Genomic DNA, 14,932 nt, shown 5'->3' with positions numbered 1-14,932 from the left:
GATTGCGACAGGATCCTGCCGACCGAGGCCCTCCGCGGCGCCGTTGCGCGGCAAAACCGAAGCCCGCTCGCGGCCGAGCGCGCTCACACCACCGGCACGCCGCGCCCCTTGGCCTGTTCCGCCGGCTCGACATGGATCACCACCACGGCGCCCTCGACCTGCGCCTCGATCACCTCTTCCAGCCGGTCGCAGATCGCGTGGGATTCCGAGACCGTCATCTCGCCGGGCACGACGAGGTGGAAGTCGATGAAGGTGGCGCTGCCGGCATGTCGCGTGCGCACGTCGTGGGCCTCCAGGGCGCCCTCGCCATGGGTCGAGATCAGCGCCCGGATGCGGGCGATCATCTCGGGCGAGGCCGCCTGATCCATGAGCCCGCTGATGGAATCGCGCACCATCGTCCAGCCGGACCACAAGATGTTGAGGGCGACCAGGCCCGCCACGATGGGGTCGAGCACAAGCGTGCCCGTCACCAGGACGAGCCCGACGCCGACGAGGACGCCGCAGGAGGTCACCACGTCGGCGAGGATGTGGCGGGCATCCGCCATCAGGGCGGGCGAGCGCAGGCGCCGCCCGCGGCGGAACAGCACCAGCGCCCAGGCGGCGTTGATCACCGTGGCGACCCCGTTGACGGCCAGACCCAGTGCGGGTGCGTCGAGCGGCTGCGGCGCGATGATCCCGAAATAGGCCTCGCGCAGGATCAGCAGGGCCGCCACGATGACGAGCGCCCCCTCGATCACCGCGGAGAAATACTCGGCCTTGTGGTGGCCGTAGGGGTGGTCCTCGTCGGCCGGCTGCGCGGCGACCCGCACCGCCAGGAAGGCGCAGGCCGCGGCCACCACGTTGATGATGCTCTCCAGCGCGTCCGAATAGAGCGCGAGGCTGCCGGTGAGCCAGTAGGCAGTGAACTTGAGCCCCATGACGAGCGCGCCCACGGCGGCGCTCGCGAGGGCGGCCTTCTCGGTACCGGTCATGCGACTTCTGGGGGCGGGGAGGGGATGACCCGGCCATACGATCCGCGCCCCCGGAAGGCCACGGCAAAGGTTTTAGCCCGGGCTATCGCCCTCCCTTGCCGCCGCACTCGCCGTCGCCCTTGCCGCCGCCGGCCCGGTGGCCGGAAGGCGCCCGCGGGCGACCTCCTTCGCGCGGGCGCGCTCGGCCATGTCGCGGGCGCGCTGCGCCCGGCGGGCATAGCCGCGGCCGAGCCAGCCGAAGCGCGCCCGCTGGGCCAGAGCCTCGAAGCGGGCGGCCTCACGCTCCCAGTAGCGGATGAGTTGCGCGTCGAGGGTCTCGTGCGGCGCGCGCTTCCCGGTGCCGGTCGTCGCGGGGTCTATCGTGGCGGGGTCTGTCATGGCGGCAAGATCCTCGGGGCAGGGCCGCGACTCACGCCTCGGGTGCGGGCGGGGCGTCGGTCTCCTCGACCACCAGCGCGGTCGCGTCGCCGCGGAAGCTGCCGGGGCCGACATCGCCGGTCGGATGGCCCGGCGTGCCGAAGGGCTGGCTCGGATAGGCCTCCTCGAAGCGGCGGCGGGCGTCGTCCGCATCCTCCGCCTTGAGGGTGAGCTGAGGCGTTCCGGTCAGGGGCCAGCGCGGATCGGCGGGATCGCGGGGGCGCAGGGCGTACCATTTCATCGGGGGCGGGTGTCTCCTTCGTATCGGGAACACAACGCGCGAGAGGCCGCCTCGGCTGCACGCCTTCGGCCCCGGCGCGAGGGGTGAGGGTGCGCGAACTCCGCGCTCGGGATCGACCCGCCATTTGCGTCGCGCGCCCATCCGTGCTGATGGCGCGGCATGCGCGTGGACCTGTTCGATTTCGATTTGCCGGAGGAGGCGATCGCCCTGCGTCCGGCCAGCCCCCGCGACGCGAGCCGCCTGCTCGTGGTGCGGCCCGGCGCGCCGCTGGCGGACAGCGCCGTGCGCGATCTGCCCGGAATCCTCGGCCCCGGCGATGCCCTCGTCTTCAACGACACCCGCGTGATTCCGGCACGCTTGTCCGGCATCCGCCACCGGCCCGGCGGCACGGGCCTGCGCTGCGAGGCGATGCTGCATCTGCGCGAGGCGCCCGATCGCTGGCGCGCCTTCGCCCGGCCGGCCAAGCGCCTCGCGGCGGGAGACCGCATCCGCTTCGGCGGCGAGGGAGCGAGCGAGGTCTGCGCTCTCGCCGGGCTCGACGCCGCCGTGGAGGAGAAGGGGGAGGGCGGCGAGATCCTGCTGCGCTTCGATCTCGCTGGGCCGGCTCTCGACGAGGCCATCGCCGGCCTCGGCGCCCTGCCGCTGCCCCCCTACATCGCCGGCAAGCGCGCCACCGACGCGCAGGACACGACCGACTACCAGACCGTCTACGCCCGCGAGCCCGGGGCGGTGGCCGCCCCCACCGCCGGCCTGCATTTCTCCGACGACCTGCTTCGGCAGATCGATGCGGCGGGGATCGAGCGGGTCCACCTCACCCTGCATGTCGGGGCGGGCACCTTCCTGCCGGTGAAGGCGGAGGACACCCAGGCTCATCGCATGCACGCAGAGATCGGCCTGCTCGACGCTCCAACCGCCGAACGGCTCAACGCCGTGCGGGCGCGGGGCGGGAAGATCGTGGCGGTCGGCACCACGGCCCTTCGGCTCCTGGAGAGCGCGGCCTCGCCCGAGGGCACGATCCGCCCCTTCTCCGGGCCGACCGACATCTTCATCACGCCGGGCTACCGCTTTCGCGCGGTCGACGCCCTGGTCACGAACTTCCACCTGCCGCGCTCGACCCTGTTCATGCTGGTCTCGGCCTTCTCCGGCCTCGAGACCATGCGCGCGGCCTACGCCCACGCCATCGCCGCGGGCTACCGATTCTACTCCTACGGCGACGCCAGCCTGCTCTTCCCGGAGGCCGCCGAATGAGCCGCCGCGCGCCGCTGCGGATCGATGTCGCCCGGGTGATCGACCGCTATCTCGGCCTCATGGCGCGCGAGGGCGCCCCGCGTCTGCGCGGGCTCTACCTCGTGGGCTCGGTGGCGCTCGGCGATTACCGGCCGGGCGCGAGCGACATCGACTTCGTCGCCCTGCTCGACGCGCCGCCGATGCCGGAGGAAACGGATGCGCTGGCGCGGGTCCATGCCGCGCTCGCCTCGCACGGCGCCCCCGCCTTCGACGGCTTCTACATCCGGGCCGAGGCCCTGCGGCGCCCGCCCGAACGAGGGGCGGCGGTGCCGTTCAGCGTCGAGGGCCGTTTCCGCAGCGGCGAGATCTGCCGCGAGGTCTCGCCGGTGGTCTGGCGCTGTCTCGCCCGCTCGGGCCGCCCGATCCTCGGGCCGGCACCCGCGGCGCTCGGCATCGCGGACGACGACGAGGCCCTGCGTGCCGACGGCCTCGCCAATCTCGACGGATACTGGCGGCGCTGGATCGCGGAATGCGAGGCGGCGCTGGCGCGCAAGACCGAGGGCGAGGCCTGCGCCGCCGACGCCCTCGCCTGGGGCGTGCTCGGGGTCGCCCGCGTAGCCTGCACCCTCGCCACGGGACAAATCGTCTCGAAGAGCGGGGGCGGGCGCTTCGCCCTGGACCTGTTGCCGGAGGCGCGGCACCCGGTGGTGCGAGAGGCGCTCGCGGCCCATCGCGGCGAGACGGAGCGCGTCCCGCAGGCCACGATCCGCGCCGGCCTCGACACCATGCGTTTCCTGATCGACACCGCGCACGGCTCCGCCCCCGGCGCGCAGGCTCCCACATCCCCGGACCGATGACAGATCCCCTCGACTTCTCCTTCACGGTCTCCGCCACCGACGGACAGGCCCGCACCGGCCACATCGCGATGCCGCGCGGAACGATCCGCACGCCGGCCTTCATGCCGGTGGGGACCGCGGCGACCGTCAAGGCGATGTACCCGGAACAGGTGCGCGATCTCGGCGCCGACGTGGTGCTCGGCAACACCTACCACCTGATGCTGCGCCCCGGCGCCGAGCGCATGGCGCGCCTCGGCGGCCTCCACCGCTTCATGCGCTGGGAGGGGCCGATCCTTACCGATTCCGGCGGCTTCCAAGTCATGTCGCTCTCCGCCCTGCGGAAGATCGACGAGGAGGGCGTGACCTTCCGCTCCCACATCGACGGCACCGCCCACCGCATGAGCCCGGAGCGCTCCATCGAGATTCAGGGGCTGCTCGGCTCCGACATCCAGATGCAGCTCGACGAGTGCGTGCGCCTGCCGGCCGAGCGCTCGGAGATCGAGAAGGCGATGCACCTGTCGCTGCGCTGGGCCGAGCGCTGCCGCGTCGCCTTCGGCGAGCAGCCGGGCAAGGCGATGTTCGGCATCGTTCAGGGCGGCGACCTGCCGGACCTGCGCATCGAGAGCGCGCGGGCGCTGACCGGCCTCGACCTCAAGGGCTACGCCATCGGCGGGCTGGCCGTCGGCGAGCCGCAGGCGGTGATGCTCGCGATGATCGAGACGGTGGAGCCGCACCTGCCGTCCACCAAGCCGCGCTACCTCATGGGCGTGGGCACGCCCGACGACCTGATGCAGTCGGTGATGCGCGGCATCGACATGTTCGATTGCGTGATGCCGACCCGCGCCGGGCGCCACGGGCTGGCCTATACCCGCCACGGCCGGATCAACCTGCGCAACGCCCGCCACGCCGAGGACACGCGGCCCCTCGACGAGGCCTCGGACTGCCCGGCGGCGCGGGACTATTCGCGCGCCTATCTCCACCACCTCGTCCGCTCGGACGAGATCCTGGGGATGATGCTGCTGACCTGGAACAACCTCGCCTATTACCAGTCCCTGATGGCCGGCATGCGCGCGGCGATCGGTGCCGGGCGGCTCGCCGACTTCGTGGGCGAGACCAAGGAAGGCTGGGCGCGGGCCGAGGCCGCCGCGAAGGGCTGACGCCGACGGCCCCGCCCCCTGGCGAGGCGGAGCCGAAAGGAGCGGCCGGGAGCGATCCGCCTCAGCGAATCTCGGCGCGCTTCTGAGACTTGTTGTAGCTGGTGATCGCCGCCTGGCAGTCTGGCGAGAGACGCGACTTGTTCTGCTTGAAGCAGGCGCGAACCTCGGCGCTGTCGGGGGCGAAGTCGCCGCAATAGCTCAGGTAGTCGCCGGTGCAGTGTTGGCGCAGGGCGCTGCGGTCGCCCGCCGGGGCTCCAGCGGGGGCGGCGAGCGCCGCGCCGGTGGTCAGCATCAGGGCGATGGCGGTGCGTGCGATCATGAAACTCTCGAACTCCAGAAGATCTCGGTCCGGTCCGCTGAGATTTCCGGCCAACCCCAGGTCGGGGGAAAGCGTTCAGCGGCATCGGGCACCCGGATCACGCCGGGCGGGGCTGTAGAGCCCGGCGATCGGGCGAGAGTGCGGCCGGCTCGTGGCAGGCCAAGTCACGAAACCGCCTCGGAAAACGCCCGATTCCAGACGCTTTCCGCAACCCTCAGTGCGGATGGGCCAGCACGCGGAAGGCGCCCTCGGGATCGTCGCGCCCGCTCTCCTGCGCGGCCTTCAGCCCCGCCACGATCCGCCCGGCTACGGGCAAGCGGTAATGCAGCGGGTCCCAGTAATTCGTGTCCTGCGCGGTGATGGGGGAAGGGATACGGAAATCCACCACCGTCGCGCCGCGTGTCGCGCCGATCCGCGCCACCCGCTCCTTACACGCGGACTCGCGCGCGCCGGCCGGCGTGCCGGGTGCGCCCTGCACCGAGACGTGGACGGGCGTGAACAGCACAAGCTTGCGCGTCTCGGGCGGCGCCTGCGCCAGCAGGGCGTCGAGCCAGTCGAGCGCCGGCATCGGCGCCTCGGGCGGCGCCGGCCGGTGGCCCGGCTCGGCCTCGGCGGCCTCCTGGGCCGCGCGGGTGCTGCGGATATGCTCCGCGGCCCGGCCGGCGTCGTAAGAGGCTTCGGGCGGGGTAAAGACCGCGTAGCCGTTCGCCGCCAACCGCGCCCGCACGAGGCCGAGCCGGAACAGCAGCCCCTCGAAGGCGGTGCCGAGGCTCTGCCAGTTGACCTGCCGCAGCGCTCCGAAGCCGGCCTCCGGCGCGTAGAGCCAAGCGGGAAAGGCCCGGAAGGTGAGGCGGCGGCGGTCCGCGTCCGGCTCGCACCACGTGGAATCGAGGCCGAGGATCAGCATCCTCGGCCGGTTGTAGCGCAGATAGAGTCGGGCGAGTTCGCTCTGCTCGAAGGGCGTGGCCGCGTTCATCGACAGGTTGGCGAAGCGCCCGCCGAACGCGTTTCCGAGCTCGGCGGGATCGAGCAGGCGCGCCGTGGAGGTGCCGAACACCGCCGCGTCGTAGGCGCCGCTGCGGGCGACCTGCGGGTACATGAAGCGCTGGTTGCCATCCATCAGCGGCCCCTGCGCCCGACCCGGCCCGGCCCGCAGGCCGTAGGGGTCGAGGGCGGCGACGAAGCCGATGCAGGCCGCCCCGGCCAGGGCCGCCGCGGCCAGGAACAGCAGGGCGAAGCGCCGCCATTCCGGCGGCGACCCGGCCGGGTTCGCTCTCGTCATCGGATTTCGTGTCGACCCTGTGGATGGCGGCGCGGGAGACCGTGTTGACCCTCCCGTTCCGCTCCCCTATTGCGAGCCCCACGCTCCGAGCGCAACCGGCCCGCCCCGCGGCGCCGAGCCCCGGACAGCGAGCGCGTAGCTCAGTTGGTAGAGCAACGGACTTTTAATCTGTAGGTCCTGGGTTCGAGTCCCAGCGCGCTCACCACTTCACTCAACGAGTTAGCCCGAGCGTCGTCTTCGCCACGGATTGCGCCGGGGGGAAGAAACGTATTTTTTCAATATTATTCAGGCTCACTGTTTCGACGATCGAATAAATTGAAAATCAAAACTCTTACGTTAGTTCGAACGACGAAACTTTCCAAACCGCAAAACACAAAACACGCATTGATCGCGCTTGCCGCCGCCGTGCGCCGCCGAAATGCAAGCCCGCGCTTCCTACTTCTCACCATCTGCGGCCTCGATCTGCGTGTCGAGAACAAGAATGCTGCTGTCGCTGCCAGCCGGATGAAAGGCGCTCGACCAGCTCTCGACTTCCCGTCGGCTCCAACCGACCTGAGCAGCTCGTGCCATAGCTCACACGCATCGATCAGCCGGCCTCGCTGATCAGGGTTACCGTGCTACGGTCGCGCCATGCCTCGCTTCTCCGTCTTCTTCTGCGCCGCTTCCGCCCTGCTCACGGCTTACCTCGCGTGGTCGTATGCCCATGCTGATGAAATGGAAGGCGTGAGGGTGCCGGCCGTCGAGCAACGGATGCATTGAGCGGGACTGGCCCCTGAGATCTTCGACCGCGTCCAGGCGATATTCCGCGAAGCCGGTAACTCCGCCGCGTCTGCCGCGTTGAGCCAGCGAACCACGATGTCGCGGCATGCTTCTCGCGTCGGCTCGGGCCCACTCCAGCGGTGAAAGTTTGCGCCATGTCCTTTGCCTTCTTCGGCTTCTCCGTCGGACCGCCGCCTGCACGAGCCGTCGCCGCGCAGCAAGGGCGGAGCGGAGTCGAACGTCCGGCTCCGTCGGGGGCGGGCAGCCAGGGCCTCGCGACGACGCATGAAGGGACGGTCGGGCCGGGGGCCGCGAGCCGGACCAGCCGGCTCGTCCGGCCGGAAACTCCGCGGCGCTGAGACAGGCGTCCATCCCCATCCCGCATCGCAGGCGGCGCTGCCGCTCCGGCCGGCACACGCTTGCCCGCAACGAGCCCCGAAGCGGTTCCATCGCCGAAATTTCCAGCCCGTGCCGATGGTGCTCGGCCCCGGCGCCGCTCAACAACCCCACCGACGAAGAGACGTTCGCCAACCGTCGACGACGGCGCCACGGGCATGCTTTCGGACTTCCGAAAGAAAGAATTTGTCTTCTCTGTTCTTCGTTGTAAGCGGATCTTTCTTTTTCTCCGCGCGGAATATTCGAACTAATCATTCATTGATCTTGCGCCGAACGATCGGTCATCCTGGCGGCACGCGGCCCATCGGCTGATCGTCGGCTTGGGGCCGGCGGCGGCGGGGCTGCGCCCAGTTTTCCAGGATCGATGTCGCGTCCAGCCCCCCATCTCTCGCTCGAGGCCGTGGCCTACCGCTACGGCCCGCACCCGGTGCTCGACCGGATCGATCTCGCCGTCGCAGCGGGGGAGCGGGTCGGAATTCTCGGGCGCTCGGGCGTCGGCAAATCGACGCTGCTGCAACTTCTCGCCGGCCTCGTCGCGCCCGCCTCCGGTGTCGTGCGGCTCGCTGGCGTTCCGGTGCGCGGGCCGGTCCCAGGCTGCACGGTGATGTTCCAGCGGCCCGCGCTGCTGCCCTGGGCCAGCGTGCTCGACAACGTGCTGCTGCCCGCCCGCCTCTCGGGGCGCCTGGGCCGCGACCGGGCCGGGTGCGAAGGGCAGGCGCGCCGCCTCCTCGACGATCTCGGGCTCGGCGAGCGGGCGGAGGCCAAGCCGCACCAGCTCTCCGGCGGCCAGCAGCAGCGGGCGGCGCTCGCCCGGGCGCTGGCGAGCGAGCCCTCGCTGCTGCTGCTCGACGAACCGTTCTCGGCGCTCGATCCCGAGATGCGGGCCGCCCTGCGGGCCGACGTGCTGCGGCTCGCCCGCGCCCGCGGCCTGACCCTGATCGTCGTCACCCACGATCTGGCCGACGTCGCCGCGCTGGCCGAGCGCGCCGTGGTGCTGGACGGACGCCCGGCCCGGGTCGCCGCCGACTTCGCCCTCGGCGTCGATGCGGAGGCCGCCTTGCGCCGTCGATTGGATCCGCCGGCCCGCGCCGCCTGACCCCCAAATTTCGAGATCGATGATGAGCGCCCCCGACGACCTCTCCGCCCTATGGACGCACGAGTGGACGCGCGCCGACTGGACGCGCCGCGACACGCTCGATGCGCTCGCCCGCGGCGGGCTCGCGGCCCTGCTCGGCGGGGGCGGGCTCGCCCTGCCGGGGCGAGCGCATGCGGCCGAGGACGAGACCGTGCGCATCGGCTACCTGCCGATCACCGACGCGACCGCGCTGCTGGTGGCTCACGCCAAGGGCTACTTCGAGGAAGCCGGCCTCAAGGTCGCCGAGCCGGTTCCGGTGCGCTCGTGGTCCGCGCTGGTCGAGGGGTTCGCGGCCGGCAAGTTCAACCTCGCCCATCTCCTCAAGCCCATCCCCGTCTGGATGCGCTACAATAACAAGTTCCCGGTCAAGATCCTGGCCTGGGCCCACACCAACGGGTCCGGTATCGTCGTCGGGGGCAAGAGCGGGATCGAGGATTTCCGGGGGCTCGCCGGCAAGCGCGTCGCGGTGCCCTACTGGTACTCGATGCACAACGTCGTGCTGCAATACGCCCTGCGCGAATCCGGCATCGTGCCGGTGATCCGGGGCGATGCGGGTCCGAACGAGTGCGCCCTGCAGATCCTGCCGCCGCCCGAGATGCCGGCGGCGCTCGCGGCGGGCAAGATCGACGGCTACATCGTCGCCGAGCCCTTCAACGCGCTGGGCGAGGTCAAGGCCGGGGCGCGGATGCTGCGCTTCACCGGCGACATCTGGAAGAACCATCCCTGCTGCGTCGTCGTCGCCCACGAGGGGCAGGTCGCGGCCAATCCCGCCTGGGCGGGCAAGGCGGTCGACGCCATCGTGCGCGCCCAGGCCTATTGCGTGAGGAACCGCGAGGAGGTCGCCCGCCTGATCTCGAAGGAGGGACGCGGCTACCTGCCGATGCCCGCCGACATCGTGATCAAGGCCACCACCGATTACGGCCCGGCCTACGCGGCGAGCGGCGCGATCCGCCATCCGGAATGGGCCGCGCAGCGCATCGACTTCCAGCCCTGGCCCTACCCCTCCGCGACGCGGCTCATCGTGGAGGCGATGGGCAAGACCGTGGTCGAGGGCGATGCCGGCTTCCTCAAGGGTCTCGACCCGGACTTCGTCGCGAGAGACCTCGTGGACGACCGCTTCGTGCGCGCGGCGCTCGAGCGCGACCCCGAATGGCCGGGGGCGGCGGACGGGGCCGCGCTCACCCGCGAGGAGACCTTGAGCCTATGAGCGGGGGCATCGAGGCGGCGCTCGCGGTCGAGCGGGCGGTGGAGGCGCCGGGGCCGGTCCGCGGCGGGGTCGGCTTCGCCCGCGCCCTCGACCGGCTGGCGCCGCTCGCCGGCCTTGCCGGGCTCCTCGCCCTCTGGCTCCTCGGCGGGCTGATCCTGGAGGCCGTGCCGGCCTATTCCGCCTTCACCGGCTTCGCGCCGGGACCGGCGCTCGCCTCCTTCGCCGAGCTGATCGCCTCCGGCGAGGCGTGGCGGGCCGCCGCCCCGAGTCTGGCTCGTGTCGGCCAGGGCCTCGCCGTCGCCTTCGGGCTCGGCGTGCCGCTCGGGCTGCTGGTCGGCTCGTCGCCGCTGGCCGAGCGCATCCTTCAGCCGCCCTTCCAGCTTCTGCGCATGATCTCGCCGCTGGCCTGGATGCCGGTGGCGGTGCTGGCCTTCCCGACATGGGACGGGGCCATCGTCTTCCTGATCGCGGCGGCCGCGCTCTGGCCGATCCTGTTTGCCACCGCCGCCGGGGTGAAGCGGGTCGATCCGGTCTGGCTCGCGATGGCGCGCAATCTCGGCGCGGGCCGGCTCGCCGCCCTGCGCACCGTCGTGGTCCCGGCCGTGCTGCAGGACATCCTGACGGGCCTGCGGCTGGCGCTCGGCGTCGCCTGGATCGTGCTGGTTCCGGCCGAGTATCTCGGGGTCACGAGCGGGCTCGGCTACGCCGTCAACGACGCCCGCGACACGCTCTCCTACGACCGGCTCGCCGCCCTCGTCCTGCTGATCGGGCTGATCGGCTACGCCTTCGACGCCGCGCTCGGGCGGCTGGCCGCCTGCGCCCGCTGGATTCCCGCCACCTGAGGAAACATCCGATGACCGCAGCCGTGAAAGAGATCGTCCAGACCTTCGAGACGATCGACCGCGACAAGCTCCGGGCCCTGTCCGAGAAGGGCCGGGCCGATCCGGGCGCGGTGAGGACCGTACGGGCCCGCACTATCGCCGAGGGGCGCCGCTTCCGCCACCTCAACTACGTGCGCAACCTCGACGCCCATATCGTCGACGAGCCGCCGGCCCTGCTCGGCGACGACACCGCCCCGAACCCGACCGAGGCCCTGCTCGCGGCGCTCGGCACCTGCGTCGCGGTCGGCCTCCAGGCCAACGCGGTCGCCCGCGGCTGGACCGTGCGGGGCATCGAGATCGAATCGGAGGGCGACATCAACATCACCTCCGTCTGGGGCACCGGCGATCTCTCGGAGAAGCCGGTGGGGCTCACCGCCGTCCGGCTCAAGGCGCGTCTCGACATCGAGGGCGCGAGCGAGGCCGAACTCGAAGACCTCGTGGCCCATGCCGGACAGTGGTCGCCGGTGCTCAACACCGTCAAGAACCCCGTCTCCGTCACCCTGGCGCGGGCCTGAGCCGCACCATGGCCGCCTCCGCCCGCGTCGAGACCGCTCCCTCGCCCGGCATCGCCGGGATCGTGCGCGATCGGCTTCGTCCCCGCGTCGCCGCGATCGATGCAGGCGCCTACCCGGCGGACATCCTGCATGCCTTCGGGGCGGCGGGAGCCTACGCTCCCCATGCCGACGGCTCGGGCCGAGGACTGCTCGCCGCCATCGGGGCGATGGCGGAGGTGGGCGAGACCTGCCTCTCGACGGCCTTCTGCATGTGGTGCCAGGACGCCTTGGTCTGGTATCTCGCCCGCTCGGGCGAGGCGGGCGCGCAGCGCCATCTCGAGGCGCTCGCGGCCGGTACGGCGCTCGGCGGCACCGGGCTGTCGAACCCGATGAAGGCGTTCTCCGGCATCGAGCCGCTGGCGCTTCGCGGAGAGCGCGAGGGCGCGGGCTACCGGGTGCGCGGGCGCCTGCCCTGGGTCTCGAACCTTGCCCCCGGTCACCGCTTCGCCGGCATCTTCTCGCTGCCCGACGGCCGCCGGGTCATGGGCCTGTTCGAAGCCGGGAGCGAGGCGGTCGCCATCGCCGCCAATGCCCGCTTCGTGGCGCTGGAAGGGACCGGCACCGTCACGGTGATGATCCGCGACGCCTATCTGCCAGACACGGACGTGATTGCGCACGACGCCGCCGCCTTCGTGCCCGGCATCCGCAACGGCTTCGTTCTGCTCCAGACCGGCATGGGCCTGGGGCTCGCCCGGGGCGTCGCCGCGCTGATGCGCGAGGATGTCCGCGGCCGGACGCAGGCGGCCCATCTGCCGCTGGGTCCCGAGACCATCGAGGCTCGAGCCCGAGCTCTGCAGGAGCGGGTGACGATCGCCGCGCAAACCCACGAGGCGACCGACCGCGCCACCTTCCTGGAGACCCTGCGGCTGCGCCTCGACGTCTCGTGGCTGGCGCTGGAGGCGGCGCAATCCGCCATGCTGCAATTCGGCGCCCGCGGCTATCTGGAGGGCGCCGAGCCGTTCCGCCGCCTGCGGGAGGCGCAGTTCGTGGCCATCGTCACGCCCTCCGTGAAGCACCTGACCGAGGAGCTCGCCCGCGGCGCCTGAGCCCCAGGCCGGCCAGTTCGGCCAGCCCGCCTTCCGAGTCGATCCGCGAGGACAAGTCTCGCCTCTCGATGATGCGCGCGACATCCCAAACCTGGCGCCGACGCCCGCCCGCCGAACGGCGGAGGACAGCAATCGGTTGACGCACGCGCTCCTTGGGTTAGAAATCCCACCGCCGATCGAAAAACGACCTCGGCGGCGTTCAGTTTAGTTCGAATCAAAACAGCACATCATCGGCGCAATCCGTGTGCCGGTGCCGCATATTTCTTTGATCGTCTGATCGTTCTTTCGCCGCGATGACGGTGATCTTCCCGCGCTTCAGGAGAGACCCATTCCGGAGGCAACGATCCCGCGCGCGCCCTCGCGTCCGCGCGCCCTGGCGAGCCTCGTCGCGGCCACCGTGCTGCTGCCGCTGCTGATCCTGCTGCTCGGTTTCTGGGAGTGGCAGCGCGGCGCCGAGGACGCGGCCGCCTTCGCGGCGGAACAGGAGCGCCTCGCCCAGGTCGTCGCGGATCTGGAGGCGCGGACGCCGCGGGACGGGCGTCCCGACTTCCGCCTGCAGTTCCGCCACAACGGCCAGAACTACGGAGGCCCCTATGCGCTGGTGAAGGCGCGCGAGGCCCGCGACACGGCCGGGACGCTCGCTGCGGTGATGGAGTGGCGCCGCCTGCTGCCGCCGGTGGCGATCGCGGGCGGCGGGATCGCGGCGGGGCTCTCGCTGCTGGTTCTGCTGGCCGGCGCCGGGCTCGGGTGGCGGGGGCGGGGCTCGCGCGACGCGCTGGTACGCGGCTTCTCGCTGATGCGCCGGTTGCTTCCCGCAACGCTCGCGCTCCAGATCCTGGCGGCCACCGCCGGCTTCGTCGCCGTCGTCGGATTCGAGGCCGGCGCCCTCGTGCAGGGCGGCTTCAGCGGCGACGGGATGAAGCTTCTGGGCATCGCCGTCGTCGCGGTGGGCGCCACTCTGTTCGCGGCGGGCGGAACCCTGCTCGGCCTGCGCCGGGCGCTCGACGCCTTCGAGCCCGATCCGCTGACGATCCTCGGCCGCCAGATCACCCCGGCGGAAGCCCCGGGCCTGTGGCGGCTGACCGAGGGGCTCGCGGGGAAGATGGGTGCGCTCAAGCCCGAGGCCCTGGTCGTCGGCCTGACCGAGGGCTTCTTCGTCACCGCCGGCCCGGCCGTGCTGGAGCCCGGCGGCGCGCGGCTGAGCGGCCGCATCCTCTACGTGCCGCTCCCTCACCTCGCCCTGATGCGGGGCGACGAGACGGCGGCGATCATCGCCCACGAACTCGCCCATTATGCCGGCGGCGACACGGCCTACAGTCAGCGCTTCCTGCCGATCTATGCGGGCGTCGGGCGCTCCCTCGACGCGGTGGCCGAGGGCGAGCGGGGCTCGCTCGGCCTGTTCAGGCCCTCCCTGCGTCTCGGCCTCTTCGTGATGGAGCGCTTCCACCTCGCCGTGCGCCACTGGAGCCGGGCCCGCGAGTTCGCGGCCGACGCGGCGGGGGCCGCGGCGACCTCGGCCGACGCCTCGGCCCGCGCGCTGTTGCGCTACGGCGCGGTCGGCCCGCGCATCGGCGAAACCCTCGACGCCGCGGCCGAGGCGCCGGATGCCGCGCCGCCCGACCTCGTGGCGGCGGTGCTGGAGCACGCGGTCGCCCGCGGCCTCGACGATCCCTCGGCGCACTGGGAGGAAGAGCAGGCTCATCCGACCGATACGCATCCGCCGACCCGTGAGCGCGTCGCCGCCCTGGGCCGGACGATCGACGCGGATCTGCTGGCGCAGGCCGGCACCGCGCCGCCGTCCCACGCGCTGGGACAGCTCGCCGCCTTCTTCGCCGATCCGGCCGGCCTCTGCCGGGCGGCGACCGCCGACTTCCTCGGCGCGGTCCAGGCGCAGGAGGCCGCCTTCCGCGCCCATCTGGAGGCGACGGCCGCGGATGTCGGCACCGAGGAGCAGGTGCTGCGCGCGAACTACCGCTCGCGCGGGGTCGCGCTGGCGGTCGGCGGCGGGCTGTTCGCCCTCATCGCCGGGGCCATCGCCATCTTCGGCATACCGGGGATCAGGCTTCACGAGGTCAACGTCATCCTGTTCGCGGCATCCGCCTTCGCGGCGCTCTTCGGGGCGGCCGGCGCCTTCATCCTGTCGCGGGGCGAGCCCGTCACCCTGATCCTGCGCCCGGAGGGGCTGAAGGCGCCGGGCCTCGACCGGACCATCCCCTGGGACGCCATCGCCGATCTCGACATGACGCTGACCAACGGGGGCGTCGTCACCCGCCTGCTCCTGCCGCCCGACGCCGACTGGCCGCAGCGCGCGCCGGGCCGGCACGCTGTGAAGCTCGACGCCAAGCGCCGCATCGTCACCGTCACGGTCGGCCTGCCGCGCGGAATGAAGCCGCAGGACTTCGCCGACCTGCTCGCCCGCTACCAAGCGGCCCACCGCGCCCGCCAGATCCTGGCCGAGGCCGGCACCGCCCGCGCCTCGTCTCCCGAACCGCAGCCGGCCTGAG

The 14,932-nt window shown here is 72.0% G+C and carries 14 protein-coding genes and 1 tRNA gene; 10 read left to right on the top strand and 5 right to left on the bottom strand.

Annotated elements, in window-relative coordinates; all coding sequences use genetic code 11:
• Positions 1-83 precede the first annotated feature (83 nt).
• The 3 genes from BY998_RS01110 to BY998_RS01100 all read right to left on the bottom strand — a co-directional run bounded on the left by BY998_RS01110 (position 84) and on the right by BY998_RS01100 (position 1,629).
• A complete protein-coding gene (locus tag BY998_RS01110) occupies positions 84-971 on the bottom strand; it encodes a cation diffusion facilitator family transporter (protein WP_110349770.1) in 888 nt (295 codons plus the stop codon).
• A 72-nt stretch (positions 972-1,043) separates the two neighbouring features.
• A complete protein-coding gene (locus BY998_RS01105) occupies positions 1,044-1,331 on the bottom strand; it encodes a hypothetical protein (RefSeq protein ID WP_245421465.1) in 288 nt (95 codons plus the stop codon).
• Between the two features lie 49 nt (positions 1,332-1,380).
• The gene (locus BY998_RS01100) at positions 1,381-1,629 is read right to left on the bottom strand and encodes a hypothetical protein (protein ID WP_110349768.1); all 249 of its coding nucleotides are present in this window, start codon (positions 1,627-1,629) and stop codon (positions 1,381-1,383) included.
• Positions 1,630-1,788: 159 nt separating this feature from the next.
• Between BY998_RS01100 and queA the strand changes: the two genes are divergently transcribed.
• Genes queA through tgt form a run of 3 tightly spaced genes read left to right on the top strand, consistent with a single transcriptional unit; the run spans position 1,789 to position 4,849 of the window.
• Positions 1,789-2,877 (top strand): tRNA preQ1(34) S-adenosylmethionine ribosyltransferase-isomerase QueA, encoded by a 1,089-nt coding sequence (queA, locus tag BY998_RS01095; protein WP_110349767.1) that lies wholly within the window; start codon positions 1,789-1,791, stop codon positions 2,875-2,877.
• Positions 2,874-3,713, top strand: a complete 840-nt coding sequence (locus BY998_RS01090; RefSeq protein ID WP_110349766.1) for an aminoglycoside adenylyltransferase domain-containing protein — start codon at positions 2,874-2,876, stop codon at positions 3,711-3,713. Before queA ends, BY998_RS01090 begins: the two co-directional genes overlap by 4 nt.
• Positions 3,710-4,849 carry a tRNA guanosine(34) transglycosylase Tgt gene (gene tgt / locus BY998_RS01085; RefSeq protein ID WP_110349765.1) on the top strand — a complete coding sequence of 380 codons (1,140 nt, stop codon included), beginning with the start codon at positions 3,710-3,712 and terminating at the stop codon, positions 4,847-4,849. Before BY998_RS01090 ends, tgt begins: the two co-directional genes overlap by 4 nt.
• Before the next feature lie 61 nt (positions 4,850-4,910).
• Here tgt and BY998_RS01080 read toward each other — a convergent pair whose 3' ends face one another.
• Both BY998_RS01080 and BY998_RS01075 read right to left on the bottom strand, forming a co-directional pair.
• The gene (locus tag BY998_RS01080) at positions 4,911-5,168 is read right to left on the bottom strand and encodes a hypothetical protein (RefSeq protein ID WP_110350236.1); all 258 of its coding nucleotides are present in this window, start codon (positions 5,166-5,168) and stop codon (positions 4,911-4,913) included.
• A gap of 214 nt (positions 5,169-5,382) precedes the next feature.
• Positions 5,383-6,450 (bottom strand): hypothetical protein, encoded by a 1,068-nt coding sequence (locus BY998_RS01075; RefSeq protein ID WP_110349764.1) that lies wholly within the window; start codon positions 6,448-6,450, stop codon positions 5,383-5,385.
• A gap of 129 nt (positions 6,451-6,579) precedes the next feature.
• Between BY998_RS01075 and BY998_RS01070 the strand changes: the two genes are divergently transcribed.
• From BY998_RS01070 to BY998_RS01040, 7 genes are all read left to right on the top strand, one after another.
• Positions 6,580-6,655: transfer RNA gene (locus BY998_RS01070), tRNA-Lys, on the top strand.
• Positions 6,656-7,969: 1,314 nt separating this feature from the next.
• The gene (locus tag BY998_RS01065) at positions 7,970-8,701 is read left to right on the top strand and encodes an ABC transporter ATP-binding protein (RefSeq protein WP_110349763.1); all 732 of its coding nucleotides are present in this window, start codon (positions 7,970-7,972) and stop codon (positions 8,699-8,701) included.
• 22 nt (positions 8,702-8,723) lie between these two features.
• Positions 8,724-9,947 carry an ABC transporter substrate-binding protein gene (locus BY998_RS01060; RefSeq protein WP_110350235.1) on the top strand — a complete coding sequence of 408 codons (1,224 nt, stop codon included), beginning with the start codon at positions 8,724-8,726 and terminating at the stop codon, positions 9,945-9,947.
• Positions 9,944-10,789, top strand: coding sequence for an ABC transporter permease (locus BY998_RS01055; RefSeq protein WP_110349762.1), 846 nt, complete (start codon positions 9,944-9,946; stop codon positions 10,787-10,789). Before BY998_RS01060 ends, BY998_RS01055 begins: the two co-directional genes overlap by 4 nt.
• A gap of 11 nt (positions 10,790-10,800) precedes the next feature.
• Positions 10,801-11,343 carry an OsmC family protein gene (locus BY998_RS01050; RefSeq protein ID WP_110349761.1) on the top strand — a complete coding sequence of 181 codons (543 nt, stop codon included), beginning with the start codon at positions 10,801-10,803 and terminating at the stop codon, positions 11,341-11,343.
• 8 nt (positions 11,344-11,351) lie between these two features.
• Positions 11,352-12,428 carry an acyl-CoA dehydrogenase family protein gene (locus tag BY998_RS01045; protein WP_110349760.1) on the top strand — a complete coding sequence of 359 codons (1,077 nt, stop codon included), beginning with the start codon at positions 11,352-11,354 and terminating at the stop codon, positions 12,426-12,428.
• 397 nt (positions 12,429-12,825) lie between these two features.
• Positions 12,826-14,931 carry a M48 family metallopeptidase gene (locus BY998_RS01040; protein ID WP_110349759.1) on the top strand — a complete coding sequence of 702 codons (2,106 nt, stop codon included), beginning with the start codon at positions 12,826-12,828 and terminating at the stop codon, positions 14,929-14,931.
• Position 14,932 lies beyond the last annotated feature (1 nt).

Source organism: Methylobacterium sp. B4 (assembly GCF_003201865.1).
In the GTDB taxonomy this organism is placed as follows: domain Bacteria; phylum Pseudomonadota; class Alphaproteobacteria; order Rhizobiales; family Beijerinckiaceae; genus Methylobacterium.
Note: the sequence above shows the minus strand (reverse complement) of the source record. Positions and strands in the feature narration are given on the sequence as shown.